Annotated in this window: 23 protein-coding genes and 7 pseudogenes; 16 read left to right on the top strand and 14 right to left on the bottom strand. The window is 65.0% G+C overall.

Annotated elements, in window-relative coordinates:
- The first annotated feature begins 119 nt into the window (after positions 1-119).
- From GNX96_RS11750 to GNX96_RS11740, 3 genes and pseudogenes are all read left to right on the top strand, one after another.
- Positions 120-1,013, top strand: coding sequence for a DUF222 domain-containing protein (locus GNX96_RS11750; RefSeq protein ID WP_163568114.1), 894 nt, complete (start codon positions 120-122; stop codon positions 1,011-1,013).
- Positions 1,014-1,029: 16 nt separating this feature from the next.
- Positions 1,030-1,365, top strand: a complete 336-nt coding sequence (locus tag GNX96_RS63205) for an HNH endonuclease (RefSeq protein ID WP_163568113.1) — start codon at positions 1,030-1,032, stop codon at positions 1,363-1,365.
- Between the two features lie 308 nt (positions 1,366-1,673).
- Positions 1,674-1,880, top strand: a pseudogene (locus tag GNX96_RS11740) (IS982 family transposase); the annotation flags it as partial.
- Positions 1,881-2,139: 259 nt separating this feature from the next.
- Here GNX96_RS11740 and GNX96_RS11735 read toward each other — a convergent pair.
- Positions 2,140-2,958: an SAM-dependent methyltransferase gene (locus GNX96_RS11735; protein WP_163568112.1), complete on the bottom strand. Its 819-nt coding sequence runs from the start codon at positions 2,956-2,958 to the stop codon at positions 2,140-2,142.
- 104 nt (positions 2,959-3,062) lie between these two features.
- On the bottom strand, positions 3,063-3,944 hold the full coding sequence (locus GNX96_RS11730; RefSeq protein ID WP_163568111.1) for an AraC family transcriptional regulator: 882 nt from the start codon (positions 3,942-3,944) through the stop codon (positions 3,063-3,065).
- A gap of 144 nt (positions 3,945-4,088) precedes the next feature.
- Between GNX96_RS11730 and GNX96_RS63200 the strand changes: the two are divergent.
- Positions 4,089-4,951 (top strand): annotated as a pseudogene (locus tag GNX96_RS63200) (aldo/keto reductase); the annotation flags it as partial.
- 227 nt (positions 4,952-5,178) lie between these two features.
- Here the strand turns inward: GNX96_RS63200 and GNX96_RS11720 are convergent.
- From GNX96_RS11720 to GNX96_RS50925, 4 genes are read right to left on the bottom strand one after another with little or no spacing between them, the layout of a single operon-like run.
- Entirely contained in the window at positions 5,179-5,505 is a 327-nt protein-coding gene (locus GNX96_RS11720) for a MerR family DNA-binding protein (protein WP_390623982.1), read from the bottom strand.
- Positions 5,483-5,587 (bottom strand): MerR family DNA-binding transcriptional regulator, encoded by a 105-nt coding sequence (locus GNX96_RS63195; RefSeq protein ID WP_390623976.1) that lies wholly within the window; start codon positions 5,585-5,587, stop codon positions 5,483-5,485. Before GNX96_RS63195 ends, GNX96_RS11720 begins: the two co-directional genes overlap by 23 nt.
- A gap of 12 nt (positions 5,588-5,599) precedes the next feature.
- Positions 5,600-6,985, bottom strand: a complete 1,386-nt coding sequence (gene asnB, locus GNX96_RS11715; protein ID WP_279580108.1) for an asparagine synthase (glutamine-hydrolyzing) — start codon at positions 6,983-6,985, stop codon at positions 5,600-5,602.
- Positions 6,982-7,359 carry a class II glutamine amidotransferase domain-containing protein gene (locus tag GNX96_RS50925; protein WP_279580049.1) on the bottom strand — a complete coding sequence of 126 codons (378 nt, stop codon included), beginning with the start codon at positions 7,357-7,359 and terminating at the stop codon, positions 6,982-6,984. The genes asnB and GNX96_RS50925 overlap by 4 nt, the downstream gene beginning before the upstream one ends.
- Positions 7,360-7,553: 194 nt before the next feature.
- Between GNX96_RS50925 and GNX96_RS11710 the strand changes: the two genes are divergently transcribed.
- A complete protein-coding gene (locus tag GNX96_RS11710; protein WP_279580048.1) occupies positions 7,554-8,219 on the top strand; it encodes a TetR/AcrR family transcriptional regulator in 666 nt (221 codons plus the stop codon).
- On the opposite strand, the gene GNX96_RS11705 is transcribed toward GNX96_RS11710, so the two are convergent.
- Together GNX96_RS11705 and GNX96_RS11700 are read right to left on the bottom strand one after the other, a co-directional pair.
- The gene (locus tag GNX96_RS11705) at positions 8,209-9,507 is read right to left on the bottom strand and encodes an erythromycin esterase family protein (RefSeq protein ID WP_163568110.1); all 1,299 of its coding nucleotides are present in this window, start codon (positions 9,505-9,507) and stop codon (positions 8,209-8,211) included. The genes GNX96_RS11710 and GNX96_RS11705 overlap by 11 nt on opposite strands.
- Complete coding sequence (locus tag GNX96_RS11700; RefSeq protein ID WP_163568109.1) at positions 9,494-9,892, bottom strand: winged helix-turn-helix transcriptional regulator; 399 nt, start codon at positions 9,890-9,892, stop codon at positions 9,494-9,496. The genes GNX96_RS11705 and GNX96_RS11700 overlap by 14 nt, the downstream gene beginning before the upstream one ends.
- 129 nt (positions 9,893-10,021) lie before the next feature.
- Between GNX96_RS11700 and GNX96_RS11695 the strand changes: the two genes are divergently transcribed.
- Entirely contained in the window at positions 10,022-10,876 is an 855-nt protein-coding gene (locus GNX96_RS11695) for a nuclear transport factor 2 family protein (protein ID WP_163568108.1), read from the top strand.
- A 72-nt stretch (positions 10,877-10,948) separates the two neighbouring features.
- On the opposite strand, the gene GNX96_RS11690 is transcribed toward GNX96_RS11695, so the two are convergent.
- Both GNX96_RS11690 and GNX96_RS11685 read right to left on the bottom strand, forming a co-directional pair.
- Positions 10,949-11,389 (bottom strand): RrF2 family transcriptional regulator, encoded by a 441-nt coding sequence (locus tag GNX96_RS11690; protein ID WP_313885641.1) that lies wholly within the window; start codon positions 11,387-11,389, stop codon positions 10,949-10,951.
- Positions 11,390-11,398: 9 nt separating this feature from the next.
- A complete protein-coding gene (locus tag GNX96_RS11685) occupies positions 11,399-11,785 on the bottom strand; it encodes a Dabb family protein (RefSeq protein WP_313885639.1) in 387 nt (128 codons plus the stop codon).
- A gap of 147 nt (positions 11,786-11,932) precedes the next feature.
- On the opposite strand from GNX96_RS11685, the pseudogene GNX96_RS63190 reads away from it, so the two are divergent.
- The 4 genes and pseudogenes from GNX96_RS63190 to GNX96_RS11675 all read left to right on the top strand — a co-directional run.
- Positions 11,933-12,007: pseudogene (locus GNX96_RS63190) on the top strand (hypothetical protein); the annotation flags it as partial.
- Between the two features lie 65 nt (positions 12,008-12,072).
- Positions 12,073-12,225 (top strand): annotated as a pseudogene (locus GNX96_RS63185) (hypothetical protein); the annotation flags it as partial.
- Positions 12,210-12,548, top strand: a complete 339-nt coding sequence (locus GNX96_RS50920; protein ID WP_279580047.1) for a TetR/AcrR family transcriptional regulator C-terminal domain-containing protein — start codon at positions 12,210-12,212, stop codon at positions 12,546-12,548. The pseudogene GNX96_RS63185 and the gene GNX96_RS50920, both read left to right, overlap by 16 nt.
- Positions 12,549-12,600: 52 nt before the next feature.
- On the top strand, positions 12,601-13,521 hold the full coding sequence (locus GNX96_RS11675) for an aminoglycoside phosphotransferase family protein (protein WP_163568106.1): 921 nt from the start codon (positions 12,601-12,603) through the stop codon (positions 13,519-13,521).
- On the opposite strand, the gene GNX96_RS63180 is transcribed toward GNX96_RS11675, so the two are convergent.
- Positions 13,472-13,879: a TetR-like C-terminal domain-containing protein gene (locus GNX96_RS63180; RefSeq protein WP_390623981.1), complete on the bottom strand. Its 408-nt coding sequence runs from the start codon at positions 13,877-13,879 to the stop codon at positions 13,472-13,474. The two genes, GNX96_RS11675 and GNX96_RS63180, sit on opposite strands and share 50 nt — an antisense overlap.
- Positions 13,807-14,115, bottom strand: a pseudogene (locus GNX96_RS63175) (WHG domain-containing protein); the annotation flags it as partial. The pseudogene GNX96_RS63175 and the gene GNX96_RS63180, both read right to left, overlap by 73 nt.
- Before the next feature lie 208 nt (positions 14,116-14,323).
- On the opposite strand from GNX96_RS63175, the gene GNX96_RS50915 reads away from it, so the two are divergent.
- The 4 genes from GNX96_RS50915 (at position 14,324) to GNX96_RS11650 (ending at position 16,151) form a co-directional block, all read left to right on the top strand.
- Positions 14,324-14,611: a MarR family transcriptional regulator gene (locus GNX96_RS50915; RefSeq protein ID WP_279580045.1), complete on the top strand. Its 288-nt coding sequence runs from the start codon at positions 14,324-14,326 to the stop codon at positions 14,609-14,611.
- A 194-nt stretch (positions 14,612-14,805) separates the two neighbouring features.
- Complete coding sequence (locus GNX96_RS11660; RefSeq protein ID WP_163568105.1) at positions 14,806-15,102, top strand: SRPBCC family protein; 297 nt, start codon at positions 14,806-14,808, stop codon at positions 15,100-15,102.
- Positions 15,099-15,464: a hypothetical protein gene (locus tag GNX96_RS11655; RefSeq protein ID WP_163568104.1), complete on the top strand. Its 366-nt coding sequence runs from the start codon at positions 15,099-15,101 to the stop codon at positions 15,462-15,464. Before GNX96_RS11660 ends, GNX96_RS11655 begins: the two co-directional genes overlap by 4 nt.
- Before the next feature lie 27 nt (positions 15,465-15,491).
- Positions 15,492-16,151 (top strand): peptidylprolyl isomerase, encoded by a 660-nt coding sequence (locus GNX96_RS11650; protein WP_163568103.1) that lies wholly within the window; start codon positions 15,492-15,494, stop codon positions 16,149-16,151.
- Between the two features lie 5 nt (positions 16,152-16,156).
- Here the strand turns inward: GNX96_RS11650 and GNX96_RS11645 are convergent, their stop codons facing one another.
- Together GNX96_RS11645 and GNX96_RS63170 are read right to left on the bottom strand one after the other, a co-directional pair.
- Positions 16,157-16,498, bottom strand: coding sequence for a hypothetical protein (locus GNX96_RS11645; RefSeq protein WP_163568102.1), 342 nt, complete (start codon positions 16,496-16,498; stop codon positions 16,157-16,159).
- Positions 16,499-16,583: 85 nt separating this feature from the next.
- Positions 16,584-17,324, bottom strand: a pseudogene (locus GNX96_RS63170) (acyltransferase family protein); the annotation flags it as partial.
- A 177-nt stretch (positions 17,325-17,501) separates the two neighbouring features.
- Here GNX96_RS63170 and GNX96_RS50910 point away from each other — a divergent pair.
- Positions 17,502-18,125: a hypothetical protein gene (locus GNX96_RS50910; protein ID WP_279580044.1), complete on the top strand. Its 624-nt coding sequence runs from the start codon at positions 17,502-17,504 to the stop codon at positions 18,123-18,125.
- A pseudogene (locus GNX96_RS50905) lies at positions 18,058-18,309 on the top strand (histidine kinase); the annotation flags it as partial. The gene GNX96_RS50910 and the pseudogene GNX96_RS50905, both read left to right, overlap by 68 nt.
- Positions 18,310-18,359 lie beyond the last annotated feature (50 nt).

The raw sequence follows: 18,359 nt of genomic DNA, 5'->3' as shown, positions 1-18,359 counted from the left end.
CCAACTCGCAGGAGTTGAATGCGCGCGCTCTATGTTTCGTTGGGATTATTGTGAAAGTATCCATTTCCTGATCACCCGTACGCGACCAAACTGTCGGTGCCGGCGGTAGAATTAATGTCATGGCCGCCGGCGACGACACCACCACTCCAGAACTCTGGAGGTGTGACCCAGACGAGCTCGGCGAGCTGCTACAGAAGAAAGAAAAAGCGGTCCGGCTACTGCAGGTCGAAGTACTGGACATTGTCGCCGCGATCCACCGAGGAAACGTCGGCAAGACGCTCGGACACCGCAACACCCTGGGCATGCTGCAAGACCTCCTTCGACTGTCCCCCACAGAGGCATCCCGACGCTACAAACGAGCCCTGAACCTGTGCCCCAGCCAAGCCCTGACCGGGGAAACACTCGCACCCACACTCAGCATCGCGAGCCATGCGATGCGCCGCGGGGAACTCGCCGACTCCCAAATCGACACGATCGTTGGGGTCGTTAACAGGCTCCCGGCCAGGGTGACCATCAAGGACCGTGAGGAAGCCGAGGCTTCCCTGGTGGAGCACGCGAAACGGTACACCGCACCCGGTCTGGCCAAAGTAGGGCGACGCATCCATGATCACCTGGACCCCGACGGACCCGCGCCCTCCGAACACGAAAACGAGACACCACGCCGAGAACTATCCCTCCACACCGGCACAGACGGACGACTGAACTTCAGTGGCTCCTTCGACGGCGAAACCGGGACCCTCTTCAGCGAGATCCTCAGCCCCCTGGCCAAACCCCGCCCGGCCGAGAACGGGACCCCTGATCAGCGGTCAGTGTCCGAGCGCAACGGGGACGCGTTAGCGGAAGCGTTGAATCTGATCGCGGACTCCGGGAAACTCCCGATCCAGGGTGCCGAGCGGCCGCATCTCACCATTACCATCAGCTGGGACATGCTGCGGGACCGGATCGGTGTCGCCTATCCGCACAGCGGCGCACCGATTTCCCCAGAGGGCGTCCGCCGGCTGGCTGGCTTGTGACGCGGACATCATCCCGATGGTGCTGGGCAGCGACAGCGTGCCCCTTGATGTTGGACGCAACGAACGACTCATCACACCAGCCCTACGCAAAGCCTTGATAGCGCGCGACAAAGGCTGCGCCAGATGCGGTCGACCACCCCGCTGGACACGGGGGCATCACATTTGTCACTGGGCGGACGGTGGAGCTACTTCCCTTGAAAATTGCGTGCTCCTTTGCGATAGGTGTCATCGGCTCGTCCATCACGGCGGTTGGGATGTACGCATTGTTGACGGAATTGTTGAATTCCTGCCGCCCGCGTACGTTGACCGCGAACGAAGACCCATCCGCGGCATCAACCAACTCGCCGCATAGAAAAATCCACCCGGCCGCCGGGCACCACTACGCCCGGCGGCCCACAACCCTGCTCTACTAGATGACCTATTCCAAGGACATGGCTTGCTCAGAGTCGAGGCGAGGGCGTCCATGATCGTTTTGTGACGAACAACCTGGACATCCTCGCTACTGCACTTGTACGTGACGGTTGACGACTTGCTCAAAGCCGCACCCGGGCTGGCGCCGTGGCGACCGGAGGTGGGATCGCCCCGAAGCTGACCGACGCTGAGTTGGTCACCTTGGCGGTGATGCAGGCCTTGCTCGGATTCACTTCGGAGTCACAATGGCTGCGCCCGGCCCGCAAAGGCGAAACCGAACGCCCCGGAGCGCACCTGTTCAAACCTTTGCGGCAGGTCATCGAATCGATCAACCAGACCTTCAAAAACCAACTCGACCTGGAACGACACGGAAGCCGCACCCCCAACGGCGTCATCGTGCGCGTCCTGCAACGCGTACTCGCCCTCACCGCCGCCATCTGGCACAACGACAAATAGGTCATCTAGCCTCGGGATTTCGTCTGTTGGCGAGTGACACGGTCTGAAATGCACGGAAGTGCCTGTCCAGTGCTGGAAACTTGGGATTGCGATGTCTCAAGTCACTGCGTCGGGCGTTGGCGCCGTGGCGGGGCAGTCGGGCCAGTCATGATCGGGGAAGATCGTGGGTGATATCGCGACCGCGGTCGCGTTGGGTGGGCTGCTTCCATGATCAACTGGGGTCCAACACCAAGCCCATAGTCCAAATGTCAAGCTAAGGTCAGGGTTTGTGTGCGACGGCGCCGAGAATGATGTCGTAGATCGGGTCGAGGTCGCCGTTGGGCGGCCCGGCCGGCCACCAGCGGGGCAGCGCTACCAGCCCGGGCGGGACGATCTCCAGGCCGGCGAAAAGGGTTTCGATCTCGTGCCTGGGCCGCCAGTGGGTGGTCGCGTTGGTGGACCGGTAGCCGGCCTCGATGCGCTGCGCGAGCTTGCTGGCCTCGCTCCCGTCGGCCGGGTCGTGGACGTGGGTCATTGCCACGTACGAGCCGCTGACCAGAGTGTCCACATACTGGCGCATGATCGCCTGCTGGTCGGCGAGCTGGTCGATGTGGTGGATCGTGCCGCACTGGATGAGCGCGGCCGGGCGCTCCAGGTCCAGGAAGTCCACCACCAGCCCGGCCATCCGGAACAGCTTCTGCGGCTCGCGCAGGTCGGCGTTCACGAACCGGGTGTTCGGGTTGTCCTCCAGCAACGCCCGGCCGTGCGCGATCACCACCGGGTCGTTGTCGACATAGACCACCCGCGCGTCCGGGTCCACCTGTTGCGCGACCTCGTGGGTGTTCTCCATGGTGGGCAGCCCGGAACCGCAGTCCAGGAACTGGTCGATCCCGACCCGCTCGACCAGCCACCGGATCACCCGCCGAGACCAGTCCCGATGCGCCCGCGCCACCGTCGGGATCTCCGGGTCGATGAGCAACATGCTCGCCAGCACCTGGCGGTCCACCTCGAAGTTGTCCTTGCCGCCGAGCGCGTAGTCGTACACCCGCGCGATGCTCGGCTTGCTGGTGTCGATCTCCGGATGCCCGCCGGTGCTCATCGGTCAGCCCCCATCATCGGTGTTGCTGACCTCGATTCTGCCTCACCAGGCGGCTGTTCGCGGTCCAACCCCAGGCAATCCGGGTGTCGTACGGCTTCGGTCCGCTAGCGGAGCCTTGCCGGGTCCTGGCCCGGTGGTACGCCGAACTGGCGGCGATATTCGCGGCTGAACTGCGAAGCGCTGTCGTAACCCACCGAAAGACCGACGCTCGCCACATCCAGCGGGCTGCTCATCAGCAGCAGTCGCGCTTCCTGCAGGCGGATGCGTTTCTGGTACTGGATCGGCGTCATCGCGGTGACCGCCCGGAAATGCCGGTGCAACGCGGACACGCTCATGGTCGACAGCCGAGCCAGCTCGTCGATCCGGATCACCTCCGCGTGGTGCTCCCGGATCCAGCGGATCGCCCGACTGACATGGGAAAGCCGGCTGTCCGCGAGGCCGATCTGGCGGACCATCGCGCCCTGCTCGCCGGTGATCAGCCGCCAGAGAATCTCCTTTTCGACCATGGGGGCGAGCACCGGACGGTCGGCTGGGCTGTCCAGCAGCCTGATCCGCCGGATGACCGCGTCGATGAGCTCGTCGGTCGCATCGCTCACCGCGATGCCGGCCGGGGTCTGCGGCCGCCGGCCGGCATCGCCGAGATGTCCGGTCTCCAGTCCAGCCTCCAGCAGCAACGAGGCAATGGCGGCCGGCCGCAGCCGCAGGCCGAAACCGAGAAACGGCCGCTGGACACTGGCCTCGGTGAAATGGCCGGTGATCGGCAGGTCAACTGACACCACCAAATACTGGCCGGCGCCGTAGTCGTAGACCCGATCGCCCACCATCAGGCGTTTCGAGCCCTGGGCGACCAGGGCCAGCACCGGATAAGAGCTGCTGGCGGTCGGCGGAGTCGGCTTTCGGACCATCGACAGCAGCATGCCGTCGAGTCCGTCGGCGGGCCGCTCGGCGTACTTGGTGATCAGCGTGCGCAGGTCAGCCAGGGACATGGACCGATTGAAACACACGCTTGGTCCTGTCGAAGTCGCCACGATCGTGCAAGAGAGCGCTCGTATCGATCTAACCTTCGCCCAGGTGGGGCGGCGCTGTACTCGACGTAGTGGTTCGCAAGCGTCTATCAACGGAGAGCGAAAATGACATTCGACTCGTACGTCAGCCTCGGCCGGTCGGGACTCAAGGTGAGCCCGTTCTGCCTGGGTACGATGAATTTCGGCGAGGATCACGGGTTCGGTTGCAGCGTTGAGGAATCCGAGAAGATCGTGCAGACCTATCTCGACCGCGGCGGCAATTTCCTGGACACCGCCAACTTCTACACCAACGGCCATTCGGAGCAGATCCTGGGCGACTTTTTCGCCCAGCGGCCGGGATCGCGCGATCGGATCGTGCTCGCCACCAAGTTCTTCTGCAACCTGCATCTGGGCGACCCCAATGGCGGCGGCGCGAGCAGGAAAGCCATCGTCGCGCAGCTGGAGGACTCGCTGCGCCGGCTGCGTACCGACTACGTCGACCTTTACTGGCTGCACAACTACGACTGGTCCACGCCGATCGAGGAAACCCTGCGTACGCTCGACGACCTGTCACCGCTGGGAAAATCCGCTACGTCGGTTTCTCCGACACACCGGCGTGGCTCACCGCGAAAGCACACACCACCGCGCTGCTGCGTGGCTGGACGCCGATCACCGCCCTGCAGATGGAGTATTCGCTGCTGGAACGTACGATCGAAGGCGAGCTGGTGCCGCTCGCGCAGGACAGTGGAATGGGAATCCTGCCGTGGAGCCCACTCAAGAGCGGATACCTGTCCGGGAAATACACGCGTACCAACGAAACCCCCGACGACACCAAGCGGTCGGCTGCCCTCGGTCGGCCGAATGAGGCCCAATACCAGGTGATCGACGTGCTGGCGGGTGTCGCGCAGGAGGTTGGTGCGAGCTCCGCCGCGGTCGCGCTCGGGTGGGTCCAGCAGCGGCCCGGCGTCTCGTCCGCCATTATCGGGCCGCGCCGGATCGAGCATCTGGAAGACAACCTCGCCGGACTGGACCTGCGGCTGACCGCTGAAACAGATCGCCGCGCTGGACGAGGTTTCGGCTCCTACCCTGAATTTCCCGGCCGACCTGAACCGCGAGCTCGCGCCGATGCTCAAATACTCCGGCGCCACCGTCGACGGACAGCAGACGCAGGCGTACCCACCGCTGCTGGCGAACCCTGCTCGCTATTGACCACCCTTCACGTACGGCGAGCTTTCAGCCAGGTGTCGATGTCCTTTTTCAAGCTCGGACAGTCGGTGGCCGGGTTGCTTCGAGGACATTTCAGCGAGTGCCGCAAATACGCCTTGGCCGCGGTGAGGCGCTCGATTTGTGCGTCGAAGGCGTCGATGCGGTTCTGGACGACATCATGCCAGTCATGGGCGTCATCTCGGCCGGCGAGCACCGCGCCGATGTCGTCGAGGCTCATCATGCCGGTTTCCTGCCAGAACCGGATCATCGCCGCCCGGCGGACCTCCGCCGGGCGGTAGTGCCGCCGGCCACCCTTACGCTCTGCCGGCGCGAGCAGGCCCCTGCTTTTCCCACCAGCGCAACGTCGAGGTGGCGACACCTAACAGCTCGGCGACCTCGCCGATCGACAAGGACTTCATCCGCTAAGAGTCTCACTCTATCCGTACGTTGTAGACACGTAGCCACTCAGCGACCTGCAGGAGGAAGGAAAGCGTGTCGGCCGAACGCCACATGGCCTGCTCTTGCTGCTCCCCCGCGACGAGATCCAGCACAGCGGCGGGTCGTACGAGCGGCCGCAGCGCAGACTGCGGATCTGCCAGCTCGGCCCGCATTTCCTCTCGGAGGGCCTGCTCGTACGCCGGATTTTGGCTGACGGGGAAGGAAGTCTTCTTTCGGTTGAGCACGGCTGCCGGCAGCAGGTCCGCCACGGCGTCACGCAGGAGGCCCTTGATTCGGCCGTCGGCGGCTTTGAACGCCCAGGGCGTGTTCCAGACGTATTCCACCAGCCGGTGGTCGCAGAACGGCACCCGGACTTCGAGGCCGACCCGCATGCTCATCCGGTCCTTGAATTCCAGCAACATGCTGAGCCAGCGAGTGAGGTTGAGATAGAACATCTCTCGTACCCGAGCGTCGGCCGGCGCCTCCCCAGCAAGCCGCGGAACTTCGGCGATCGCCTGCGAATAGCGGTCAGCGACGTATTCGCGTGGCCGCAACGCCTGCCAGAGCCCCGGGTCCAGCAACGGCTCGAAAGCCGCCAAACTGGCAGCCCAGGGAAAAGTCGGCGCGTCCCGCATCCGTGGATCGAAAAACCACGGGTAGCCACCGAAAATCTCATCCGCGGACTCGCCGGACAGCGCTACTGTCGAGTGTCCCTTGACCTCACGGAACAGCAGATACTGGGCCGCGTTGATGTCGGCGAAACCGGGCAGATCCCGAGCCCGCAACACTTCTGGCCGGGCCTTGATCACGTCGTCGGTCCGCAGTAGCAACTCGGTGTGGTCACTGCCCACGTGCTGGGTGACCAGCCGCGCGAACGGTGTGTCCTGCTCCGGTCTTATCGCGGTGGGTGCGAAATTATCTTGATTGCCCTCGAAATCAATCGAGTACGTGGCGAGTGTGCCGCGCTCCTGTTCGCGCAGGACCTCGGTGGCCAGTGCGGTCACCGCACTGGAATCCAGACCACCTGACAGCAGGGTAGCGACCGGAACATCGGCGATCAGCTGTCGTCGCACAATGTCGTCGAGCAGGCCCCGAACCGTACCAACCGAGGTGGGAAGGTCATCGGGATGCGGTGCGCTTTCCAGCGCCCAATAACGCTGTTCGTGGCAGCCCTGGCGATCGATCCAGGCGTAATGACCTGAACGCAGCGGCCGGATATCGCGGAAAATCGGCACGCCCGGGGTCTGCGTGAAGCACAGAATCTCGGCGAAACCTTCCAGCCCAACCGCCGGCGACGCGAGTGGATGGGCGAGGACAGTCTTCAACTCCGAGCCGAACACCGCACCGGTCGCATACGGAAAATAGAACAACGGTTTCACGCCCAACCGATCACGTACGAGCAGAAGGCCCTGCCGGTTCGGTTCGGGTCCCAGATCCCGAAGGCAAACATGCCGTTGAGCTTCGGCACGCATTTCTCGCCCCATTCGAGGTAGCAGTGCAGCAAGACCTCGGTGTCCGAACTGGTGCGGAAATCGTGGCCCAACTGCCGTAGCTCAGCGCGCAGCTCACGAAAATTGTAGATCTCGCCGCTAAAAGTCAGCACACACGGCTGCTGGCCATGGCGGGCCGCCCGCATCGGCTGCACCCCACCCGCAAGGTCAATCACCGCCAGCCGTCGATGTCCCAGCGTCGCCTGCGGCGAAAGCCACACACCGCCGGCATCAGGCCCACGCGGCACGAGCGTGTCGGTCATTGTCTCTATCGTCGTGCGTTCCTGGGTAAGGTCCCGCTCCCAGTCCACCCAGCCAGCAATGCCACACATCGTCTGCGCTCCTTGTCGTCGTACGAACACCACACAGGCTCACAGTTGAAGTCAACTTCAAGTCAAGCCTGTAGGTTTGCGGGCGGCCCTCGGAGTGAACATGTGTCTTGCGGCAGGATGGGGAGGTGTCCGATCCCGAATTGCCACCCATCCGTACCGGCCGTCCGCCGCTTACCTCGCGTGACCAGATCATGGCGGCGACGCGGCGGCGGCTGATCGATCGGGATGGGTGGGAGCGGCTCACGATTCGGCGGTTGGCGGCTGAGGTCGGGGTGGGGGCGACGACGCTTTATCACCATGTACGGGACAAAGATGACCTGCTGATCCAGTTGCTCAACGACTCCGCCGCGCAGATTCAGCGGCCGGAGCTTCCGAGTGACCCGCGTGAGCGAATTATCGTGGCCACCACGGTCATGCACGATTCGCTGGGGGACTGGCCGCAGGCCGTTGAGATCCTGACCGCGGACGACCTCCTTGGCGAGTCCGCGCTGTGGATGGTGGAAACCATCGTGGGCGGTGCGGTTGACTGCGGGTGTACGCCGGAGCAGGCCGTGGAGCTTTACCGCAACCTCTGGTATTTCACGGTCGGCGAGATTCTCGTACGAGCGCACTCAAAACAGCGCGCGAACGATGACCGGCCTCGTTATCGCGACACGGTTTTCCAGAGCCTGGACGAATCCCGGTTCCCGCACCTCGCGGCGGTCGGGAACCGCTGGCCCAGCCTGGCTTCCCGGGACACCTTCCCGCACGGGCTGCGTGCCTTCGTCGACGGACTCCTCATTAGGAGATGAGCGTGTGGTGCCAGGGAGTGACCGCGCCGACGTGGACGACCGCGTCGTACGCGGCCAGTGGGTCCAGCGGAGACGGCTGGCTCCCGGTCATCGTCGAGCGGGTCGCGGCGAACCTTTCGGCGACCACTCCGGTTGTGGGCACCGAGCGCAGGTCGAGGAGGAAGCGTGGCATGCCGGAAGAAGCGAGCAGTTCGTCGATGCTGTCCGGGGCGAGTTCGGGCAGCTCTTCGACGCTCGTACGGGTGTGGCCTGGGAGCCCGCCGGGAATGGGCCGGTGGACGAACAGCTCGCCACCGCCGAAGGTCGTACCAATCACCACCAGTTCGTCGCCAAGGCTCGCGGCCAGGTGCTCGCCGACCGTGGTCAGCGGGTCGTTGATGATGGGTGGCGCCGAGAAAGGCCAGCGTTGGACGTGCCCGTTGGCGCCGGCGAGGACGATGCGTTCCTCGCGGCCCAGGATCCATTCGACGTTTTCGGCCATCGCCACATCGCGGATGTTCGCGCCGGCGTACGTACGCTCGGCACCGGCCGCCATCGCCTGCAGAAACGCGTCGGTATGGCGACCGGTGATCGCACATTGGTACGCCACCTCGAAGGCTTCTTCGCCGGAGCGGCTCACGTACGTGACTCGCATCGCCCGCATCCGCTCGACGAGTTCGCCGATGCGGGCCGTCATCTCGAAGCGGGCAGCCGGTGGCAGCGCGAGATATGCCTGCAGCGTGGGGGCCGACCAGGCCAGCCCGCCGCGGTCGGTCGGCAGGTAGTCGTACAGCGGCATCAGCCGGCCTCGGGCCGCGTCGGCGTACGGCTGGTCGACCTTGTCCAGGTAGGTCAGCGCGGTCTGCGTCGCTGGTCGCGACGACGCGCTGGAGTCCGGTATGTCCATGCCGTAGAAGTGCACCGGTAGTTCCTGTGCGCGCATCCACCTGAGCTGGTCACGCATTTCCGCGCAACGGCCCATGTGGTACGTGATTCCGTGGCGCAGCAGCGATTCCAGGTCGCCGGCGCCACCGGTGACCCACTCGTTTACCGCGAAACCCTCCGGAAAGCCGGACTCCATCACGAAGGCGGTGAATCCCAGTTCGCGGACCAGGAATCGGGTCAGCCGGTGGCGGATCTGATAGAACTCGTGGATCCGGTGGGTGTTCTCGCCAATGGCGACCACCCGGGCCGTGCCAACGATGTCCCGCAGCGGTTCCAGGTCGCTGAAGTCGTCGTCGTTCGGGTCGAGAGTTCGCAGCAGGCTGGCGTTGTCCCGCAGCCAGCCGCCGATGTCAGGGGTGGTCATACGGCGACCCTAGAACCTCACGTCGTCGGGGAGGTTCAACCGTTCCGGCGACGGAAATGGCCGTGGCGGTGTGTTTCTCCGCCCAGTCACAGATCGCGGCGAGCAGTGGGGCGATCTCGCGGCCAGCGTCGGTCAGGGTGTATTCGACTCGCGGTGGCACCTCGGGGTAGGGCGTACGGTCGACCAGCCCGGCCCGGATCAGGTCGCGCAATGTTTGGGTCAGCATTTTTTGACTTATTCCGCCGATGCGGCGACCGAGGTCGGCCGGGCGGCTGACGCCCTCGTCGAGCGCGTGCAAAACCAGTACGCTCCATCGCTGGGCGATCAGGGTGAGCAGCTGGCGCGACGGGCAATCGGGATCGTATATGTCGTAGGCGGACGGCAATTCTCACTCCCCGGAGGGTTACGAACCTCGGCGTACGTACTTCCGCCAGGCATCGGCCGGCCTTACCGTACCTCTGCGGGTCTCTCAAAATCAGCCACCCGAAATCAGCAATATCACGCAGGAGGACGAATGCCGCTCGACCCGACCCGAAGAACGCCGAGACGATGTCGCGCTATTACGAACGAACCAATACCGGGGATTTTTTTCGGCGCGTTGGACTTTCTCAGCGACGATGTCGTCTACACCGTTCCCGGCCCGGCCGACCTGGTGCCGTACTCCGGCCAGTGGCGCGGAAAGAGCCAGGTCATGCTGTGTTTCCAGGCGTTCACCGCGGCTTTTGGCCTGGTGGACATGGTGGAGACGCGTTCGGTCGCGGGGCCCAGCGAGGTCTTCTCGCTGAACGACGAGATTTTCGTTGGCCGCTCGACCCGGCAGCCATGGCGGGTCGGCGTCGTCCATCACATGATCTTCGACGCTGACAACCGGATCTGCCGGCTGGACAACTACACCGATATGGTCACCGCGGTGCAGGCGCTCGGTGGGCAGAGCGCGATCGAGGTGCCGGTGCTGCCTCCGGACCTGGTCAGCGGTGAGCAGGACATCTCGGCGGACGCGGCGATCGCCGCGGTCGAGCGCTTCTATGCCGCGTTCCCGGACGTGCGGGAGTTGCTCGACGAGAAGGCGACCGCGCTGATGCCGGGCGACCCGCGCCGGCTCAGGTTCGCTGGTACGTGGCATGGCCGGGACGAGTTCGTCCGGATGACGGCGGCGATGCGGGACAGCCTGGAACTCACCGACAAACCCGTGCCGCATCTGGTGGCCGAAGGCGGTGCCGTCGCGGTGACGACGACCGTACGCGGCACCTTCGTACCGACCCGGACCGCCGTCGACCTCGGTGCGGTGGACTTCTTCCAGGTCACCGGCGAAGGCCGGATCGGTCGCTGGTGCCGTTACTTCGACACCCACGCGATCACCCGCTTCTGATCCGCTGCAATGGACGACAATAACCGGGTCCTAAAACCTTTCAGGACCGCAGCCACTTTCCGACCTCGCTCATCACGTCCATGTCGTAGTCGTCGCCGACCATCCGGCGCAGGTCCGCGATCGACACCTCGGCAAGCGCGGCCCGCCAGGCGCGGTCGGCGGCGACATCGTACGAGCGATCGCGCACGGCGCGGTGCACGCCTCCGGCGGTGCGGCCAGCGGGCCACGCTGGCGGATCTCCGTGCACACGTACGTCGGCTCCGACCCGTCGACCGCCTCGACGACGTCCAGGACGGTGATCTTGGCTGGCGAGCGGGTCAGCACGTACCCGCCGGATTTTCCCTGCACGGAGTGGACGAGATCGGCGCGGGACAGCGCCTGCAGCTGTTTGGCGAGATAGGTCGCCGAGACGCCGTGCAGCTCGGCCAGCCGCGTCGCGGGCACCGGCTCGGCCGTCGACGTCAGCACCACACAACAGTGCAACGCCGATTCCACCCCACCGGACAACCTCATCCCACGAGCCTAACGGCTTGCCCGGACAATGTATGTCCGAGTTGTGGCTACCCTCGCCGGGACGGCGTTCATCGCCCTCGCCAGCTCTGGATGCGCGGCCAGCCTTTCCAGGTGTACGGCCGTGATCCGCTCGCTCAGCCGCGGGTCGAGGTCGTCGGACAGCCGCATCGGATGCAGTCGGGACAGGTATGGCAGCAGTTCCAGGTCGCCGTCGATCAGGTAGTCATGGTTCATGTAGTGGTAGAGCGCCTCCTCGTCCGGCAGCATGGCGCAGTACGCGTGCGTGTAACCCTCCGCCGGATCCCCCAGGTCCTGCCCGACGGCCGAGCCCAGCGTCCCGACCGAAGCGGTTCGCTTCATCAGCTCCAGCACTCTGGCCTTCTCTGTGTCGGTCACGTCATCACGGAACGCGAACCGCAAAACGATAGCTATCATCGCGAAAACTCCTCTCGAATGAACCTGCGGGTTCAATGTAATGTTCCCGTGAGACCTGACGCAAGAGGCTGAGATACTGAACTCGCGGGTTCAGGTACGATCGGGGTCGTGAGCAGCACCGGGCGGATCGACAAGCGACAGGCGATCCTGGACGTGGCGTTCGAGGTCTTCGCCCGACAGGGCTACGCGCAGACCCAGGTGCGCGAGATCGCGCCGATGCCGCCGGGGTCGCGAAGCCCACCGTCTACAGCCATTTCGGGGACAAGGAAACGCTGTTCCGGGCGGCGATGGCGGCCGCGGCGGCGCGCAGGTCGACGCCGAGAACCTGCCGATCCTGGACCGGCTGCGCGATCCCGGCGACGACCTCGCCGCGACGCTGCGCGACGTGTCGTACCGGCTGATTCAGGCGTGTTGCGCCGAGCGCTCGCGTTCCCTGCGGTGGCTCACATATGCCCAGGTCGGGCGCTTCCCGGACCTGATCGCGACGGTTCAGGAGCGGACCCAGGTGCGGTTGCGCGAGGCGCTGGCCGATCGGCTGGGCCGGCTCTGCGCGGCTGGCCGGCTGCGGGCCGCCGACCCGGTCCAAGCGGCTGAGCAGTTGCTCGCGCTGCTCACCGCGCCGATGGAGATCCGGTCGCGGCTGGGCACCCGGCGGGTCCCCGCGGCCGAGGCGCGCAAGGTCGCCGAGGCCGCTGTCGAAACGTTCCTTTGCGCGTACGCGTGACTTGGCGGTCAATTCGGTTGCCAAGGCCTGCGCTGGTACGGATGATCTTCCGGTGAACAGTCTTCCCGCCGATGGTCGTGCTGGGATCGATGCGGCCCTGGTCGAGCGCCTTATCGCCGCACAGTTTCCGCAGTGGAGCGGCCTGCCGATCATTCCGGTCGCGGTTGATGGCTGGGACAACCGCACCTATCGCCTGGGTGAGCAGGCGACCGTACGGCTGCCCACCGCGGCCGGTTATGTGCCGGCCGTCGCCAAGGAGAACTACTGGCTGCCGCGACTCGCGCCGACGCTGCCGGTCGCGGTGCCGACCATTCTCGGCGAGGGCGAGCCGGGCGAGGGATATCCGTTTCCGTGGTCCGTACGAGGGTGGCTGTCCGGCGAGACGGCAGCGGATCTGGACCGAATCGGGGATCTGCAACGGTTCGCGCTCTCCGTAGCCGAATTCATCCGAGCCCTGCAGCGCTGCGATCCCACCGGCGGTCCGCTTGCCGGCGAACACAGTTTTTACCGTGGAGCCCCGCCAAAACACTATGACGACGAAACGCGGCGGTGCCTCGCCGAGTTGGCTGGGCACATCGACACCGATCGTGCCACAGTCGTCTGGGAGGCCGCCTTGGCGGCCGAATGGACCGGTCCGCCAGTGTGGTTCCACGGTGACATCGCGCACGGGAATCTGTTGGTGGAGGACGGAAAACTCGCGGCCGTCATCGATTTCGGCACGTCCGGGATCGGCGACCCGGCCTGCGATCTCGTTATCGCGTGGACGATGTTCTCCGGCCAGAGCCGTGCGGTGTTTCGGCACGTAGTCGACCACGACGACGGCGCCTGGGCCCGGGCGCGCGGCTGGGCCCTGTGGAAGTCGATGCTGACGCTGGTCAGTTCTCGCGGCAAGGACGACAAACTGGCAGCGGTCAACGAACACATCATCGAGCAGGTGCTGGCCGACCACGACCTTGCTCCGCGTTTTCGGTGATGGCCGCGTCGACCTCGGCGGCGTAAAGGAGCGCCGGATCGAACGCCATGCCGACGAAATGGCCGGCCAGTTCCAGGCTGAGGACGCCGTGCACCCGCGTCCAGAAGGCGAGCGCACGGTGCAGCGCCGAGTCGCCAGCGTGCTCGTTGCCGGCCCAGTCGCGGTGAGTGGCCAGGTGTTTTTTTTTCCCAAGGCAGTGGCCGATTTTGAGCCAGGTGTCGACGGGATGTCCGCGAAGGCGTCCAATAGCAGCGCCATGAGACTGGCAGCGAGGGTGGTCGCTTCCGTCGGCGCCACGTAACCCGGCACTGGTGTGCCGTAAATAAGTAGGTAGCGATGCGGTTCGGCGAGCGCCCATTCGCGGATGGCCAAGGCGATCGCGGCCAGCTGGGCGGCCGGCGTTTTGGCTGCTGCGGCGGCGGCCTGGCCAGCCGTGGACAGGTCGCGGTAGGCGTCCAGGATGAGCGCGGTGATCAGCTCGTCTCGGCTGGCGAAATAGCGGTAGAGCGCCGGACCGCTCACCCCCCATCTGCTTGGCGATCGCGTTGAGGGACAGTGCCGTGGCGCCGGTGGTGGCGACCTGCCGCCAGGCATGCGCCTTGACCTCGTCGCGTACCTGCTCGCGATAACGCTCTCTTGGACTTCTCAACTCACACTCCTCGACATTCACGATCGCGAACACATCGTACTCTTGTCAGACCATCTCACCCAAGTTAGCGGTAGTAACCACGCATCAGGGCCTTGCGAATAGTTGGTTATGCGCATAACGTTATGCGCGTAACCAACTCGCTGAGGAGGTCGCGTGGATTTCGAGAGCGCCGATGTCCTCAACCAGGCCATCCGCCTGCTGTGTCTGCGGCACCGCGCGAGAGCCGCGGAGTTGCTGGCCCCGCTTGGTCTCTATCCCGGGCAGGAGGCGCTGTTGCTCGAGCTCGCCCGTACTGGCCCGATGATTCAGGCCCAGCTCAGCGAGGCGCTGGGCTGCGAGCCGCCCAGCGTCACGCTGATGAGTCGCAAGCTCTCGAAACCATCGGGCACATTCGTCGTACGCCCGCGCCTTCCGACAAGCGCGCCAGCATCGTTGAGTTGACCGACCAGGGTAAAGCCCTCGTCGACCAGGTCAAAGAGCTGTGGCGTGGACTGGCTGACGAAACTGCCGCCGGCCTGCCCGCTCGGACGGTGGCCGAGTTGCCCCACGTTTTGGGTGCCATGACCGACAACGTCGACACCAGACGCTCCAGTCGTCGGTTTTCGGAGAAGAGAAGCTGAACTACGGAGGTTTCGATGGACTTTCTCGATTACGAGACGATATTCGCCCAGGCGTGGGCCGATCCAGCCAATACCCGCTATGAAATGCGTCCGATTGATGTCAACAGCGTGCTGGCCGAACGGTACGAACCGAGTGAACGCCTGAGCCGGGCTCAGCTGTGGGATGTCGAGGTACGCAAGGCGCGCCGACCCGATCTGTTCATTCCTGGTGTGGTGGCCAAAAAGGCAGTGCGCAGGCTTGGGGAGGTGACGACACCTTCGTACGCACCTCGTCCCAGCGTCTGTGGCTCGCGCGTGAGCAATACGGCTTGATTATCGAACAGACCCACCTCAACCACGCCGAACAGAAAGTCACCTTTGTCGGGGCGGCCGAACATCCGGACCGCGACGGTGTGCAGCTCCACGCCAGCACCGACCAGCCGATCTTCCATGTCGAGCATTCCGTTGGTGGCGACGAAAACCGGCCACTGAACGAATGGCGGATCGTCCATCTCGCGGCTCAGCCGGACGAGCGGCTGCTGGAAGTGTTCGCCAGGATAGACGCTGATCCGTGGTTGCCGGAGTTCATCGAGATCTACATTCGCGATGTCCTTGGCATCGGCCTGGCCCGCCGGGCGGACCTCGCTGGTGGCGATCGGCCGGTGGAGCTGGATTCTGGCGCACCAGTTTCCTAACGCGAGAGCCCTTGGTATTTTCATGCCATGAAGCTGCGCTGGGTCGTCGCCACCGTCCTGATTTCGCTGTCCGGGTCTCTCATCGCCGCCGCGCCGGCATCGGCCGCCGCCCCGGTGGTCCGGTGCACCTTCACCCCGACGCCGGAAAATCCGGCGGCCCGCCCGGTCCTGCGGCCGACGCCGTACGCGCTGACCGTAGGGACTGTGGACGTCACGTTCCGTTTCAACTACGGGCCAGTCACTGTACGGCTGAACCGCGCCGGAGCCGCGCCCTGCGCTGTTCACAACATGGCGAGCCTGGTGCTGCAGCATTTCTATGAACACAGCCAATGCTGGCGGCTGACCAACAGTGCGCGGCTGGGAGTGCTGCAGTGCGGAGATCTCGTTGAGGTGGAGAAGGGCGGTCCCGGCTATAAATTCCCCGACGAGGTCAACGGCACTGAGACGTACCCTCGGGGCACCATCGCGATGGGCAACCAAGGGCCTGGGACGAACGGCAGCGAATTCTTCATCGTGCATTCTTTCGCCCACATTCCGGCGAACTACTCGGTGCTGGGCCGGGTTGTCAGCGGCATGGACACCCTCGACCGGATCGTCGCCGCCGGCATCATTCCCAGCGACCGCGGCCCACTCGACGGCCTGCCGGCCAAGCCGGTCGTCATCAAGCGTACGAACTTCGGCTTCTGACTGGTTTAGAGTACTCGACGGACGCCGGGGAGTTTGCGGATCGCGCCGGCGAGCAGAAAACAGACCGGCAGCGCGACGACGGCCCCCCCGATAGCGAATTTCGCCAAGGTGGGTACGGCCGCGGTGCTGAGTGCGTAACCGGCTGCCGTCACCACGAAAGCGTGAATGACGTAAACTGCGAACACGTTGCTGGACAGGTATCGGCGTACCGGTCCATGCCCGTTGACCTTGCCGCGGAAGAAAGTCAGCAACGCGAGGACCATGCCAACAGCGAAAGTGGAGTCCCAGAGGGCGTAGAACAGCGAGCTGAGAGTGCCGTGTCCGAAGATCGCCGTGGTTCCGCCCATGAGTGCGACCGGAAGGAAGATCAGGGTGGCACCGGTGGCCAGTCCCGAGCCCGCCCCAGCCCATCGCGGCGGTGATGGTGGTCAGCCAACCGCGTCGGTACGCCACTGTGCCCAGCACGAAAAAGCTGATGTACTGCGGCAAGTAGCCACTGCTCGGGAAGCCGATGATCGGTACGAAGGTGCCTTCCGGAACGATGACACGCCACGCGTAGGTCGTCAAAGCGAGCGCTAGTACGAACCCCAGCACCATCGGGTAGGTGAGTGGCTGGGAACGGCGTTCGCGCGGCGTGCGGTTCCTGGTCAAGTGCCGAAAAGCCGCGTACGCGCCGTCGAAGACGAAAAGCGCGAGCACGAACCACAACGGCCCGGACCCGATGGTCCGCAGGTAGAAGTCCACTGGCGAACCGCCTGGGTAGGCGCCGAGGTAGAGCAATGGGTTGAGCACGAAATAGAACACCGCCAACGGGATCCCCAGCCGGACCAGCCGGTCACGCAGGAACGCGCGCGGACCCTTGCGATCGTACGATCCGGGCGTGAAATAGCCGGAGAGCAGGAAGAACGCGCCCATGAACCAGGACTGGTTGACCAGCGCGAAGATGGTCAGCCCGAGCCCGACGGCCGCGCTGGCCGGCTTTTCGTTGTAATACCAGACTGAAAGCCCACTGTAGGTGACCGCGATGTGGTGCAGGATCACCAGCGCGGTCAGGATGACCCGCAGATTGTCGACGAACCACAGTCGTGCGGCGGGCAGGGTGCTGGGAGCGGCCGAAATCTGGTCGGCCCTGGTGGGTTTCAGGTCTGTTTCTTTTCTCGGGGTGAATGTCATGGATGTGACAGTAGGAAACGCGGGTCATCGGCGGAATGGGCCTGGCCGCACGGTTGGGTGTGGCTAGACCTACTTCACGCTCTCAACGGCGAGAATCGGGCCGTCCAGCGTGCACAGTTGACTCACCGAAGTCGTTCCCGGCCGTACAGTCGGGTCACAGAATTGCGAAGAGGGGTCATGAAACAGCTAATGGGGTGGCTTGCGAGCGCCTGCATCGGGTTCGTACGAGCGAGTGTCGTCCTGGCTGTCGCGCTGGTGATTCCGGCTCTGTGGGCGGCCGTGGTGGTGGCGGTGATCTGGTGGGGCCTGTGGGCCTCGATAGCGCCGATTGTCTGGGCGGGCATCGGAACTGTCGCGCTCCCGCGCCCACTGTCCCGGCTGGTTCGGTTCCTGGTCGCGAGGTGGACGGGCACCGCGATTGCGGCCGGGTACCGCAAGGCCGTCCCGGTGACCCGGATGGCGACCGGCTACTGGTGGAACGGGTTCACGTACGCGCGAAGCCAGCGAGACGCCCGCCAGCAGCAGCGCTGGCGGCTGGTGTGGAACGACCCGGCCACCTGGCGTGACCTGCGGTTCGTCTTGATCGCGCCGCTGACGATGGGGGGGGTGTCGCGGCCATCCCGCCGGCCGCCGTGGTGGCGGCGATCCTCGGGTTCACCCGCTTCGGGGTCGCCGCCGCGGTTGCCGGCGCGATCGTCGCGGTGGGCACCGCGCCCCGTACGCGTGGCGGGTTATGAAGCCGGTCGCCGTCCGTTTCCTGCGCCCGTCGGCCGCGATGGAGCTGGCGGAGCGGGTGGGTGACCTGACTGACCAGCGGGCCGACGCGACGGTCGCGCAGGCCGCCGAGATCCGCCGGATCGAGCGGGACCTGCACGATGGCGCGCAGGCCCGGCTGGTCGCGCTCGGGCTTTCGCTGGCGACCGCGGAAAAGCTGATGGAAACCAACCCCGACCAGGCCCGGGCGCTGCTACGGGAGGCGCGGGTCGGCGCCTCCACGTCCCTGACCGAGCTCCGTGACCTGGTCAAGGGCATCAG

This window comes from Fodinicola feengrottensis (assembly GCF_010993775.1).
Classification (GTDB): Bacteria; Actinomycetota; Actinomycetes; order Mycobacteriales; family HKI-0501; genus Fodinicola; species Fodinicola feengrottensis.
This window is presented reverse-complemented; position numbering and strand designations above follow the sequence as displayed.

Excerpts from the sequence above, each read along its gene's own strand:
- GNX96_RS11750 (WP_163568114.1), top strand. The coding sequence starts at position 120 with ATGGCCGCCGGCGACGACACCACCACTCCAGAACTCTGGAGGTGTGAC.
- GNX96_RS63205 (WP_163568113.1), top strand. The coding sequence starts at position 1,030 with ATGGTGCTGGGCAGCGACAGCGTGCCCCTTGATGTTGGACGCAACGAA.
- GNX96_RS11735 (WP_163568112.1), bottom strand. The coding sequence starts at position 2,958 with ATGAGCACCGGCGGGCATCCGGAGATCGACACCAGCAAGCCGAGCATC.
- GNX96_RS11730 (WP_163568111.1), bottom strand. The coding sequence starts at position 3,944 with ATGTCCCTGGCTGACCTGCGCACGCTGATCACCAAGTACGCCGAGCGG.
- GNX96_RS63195 (WP_390623976.1), bottom strand. The coding sequence starts at position 5,587 with ATGAAGTCCTTGTCGATCGGCGAGGTCGCCGAGCTGTTAGGTGTCGCC.
- GNX96_RS50925 (WP_279580049.1), bottom strand. The coding sequence starts at position 7,359 with ATGACCGACACGCTCGTGCCGCGTGGGCCTGATGCCGGCGGTGTGTGG.
- GNX96_RS11705 (WP_163568110.1), bottom strand. The coding sequence starts at position 9,507 with ATGACCACCCCTGACATCGGCGGCTGGCTGCGGGACAACGCCAGCCTG.
- GNX96_RS11695 (WP_163568108.1), top strand. The coding sequence starts at position 10,022 with ATGCCGCTCGACCCGACCCGAAGAACGCCGAGACGATGTCGCGCTATT.
- GNX96_RS11690 (WP_313885641.1), bottom strand. The coding sequence starts at position 11,389 with ATGAGGTTGTCCGGTGGGGTGGAATCGGCGTTGCACTGTTGTGTGGTG.
- GNX96_RS63180 (WP_390623981.1), bottom strand. The coding sequence starts at position 13,879 with ATGGGCGCTCGCCGAACCGCATCGCTACCTACTTATTTACGGCACACC.
- GNX96_RS11660 (WP_163568105.1), top strand. The coding sequence starts at position 14,806 with ATGGACTTTCTCGATTACGAGACGATATTCGCCCAGGCGTGGGCCGAT.
- GNX96_RS11650 (WP_163568103.1), top strand. The coding sequence starts at position 15,492 with ATGAAGCTGCGCTGGGTCGTCGCCACCGTCCTGATTTCGCTGTCCGGG.
- GNX96_RS11645 (WP_163568102.1), bottom strand. The coding sequence starts at position 16,498 with ATGGGCGGAACCACGGCGATCTTCGGACACGGCACTCTCAGCTCGCTG.
- GNX96_RS50910 (WP_279580044.1), top strand. The coding sequence starts at position 17,502 with ATGAAACAGCTAATGGGGTGGCTTGCGAGCGCCTGCATCGGGTTCGTA.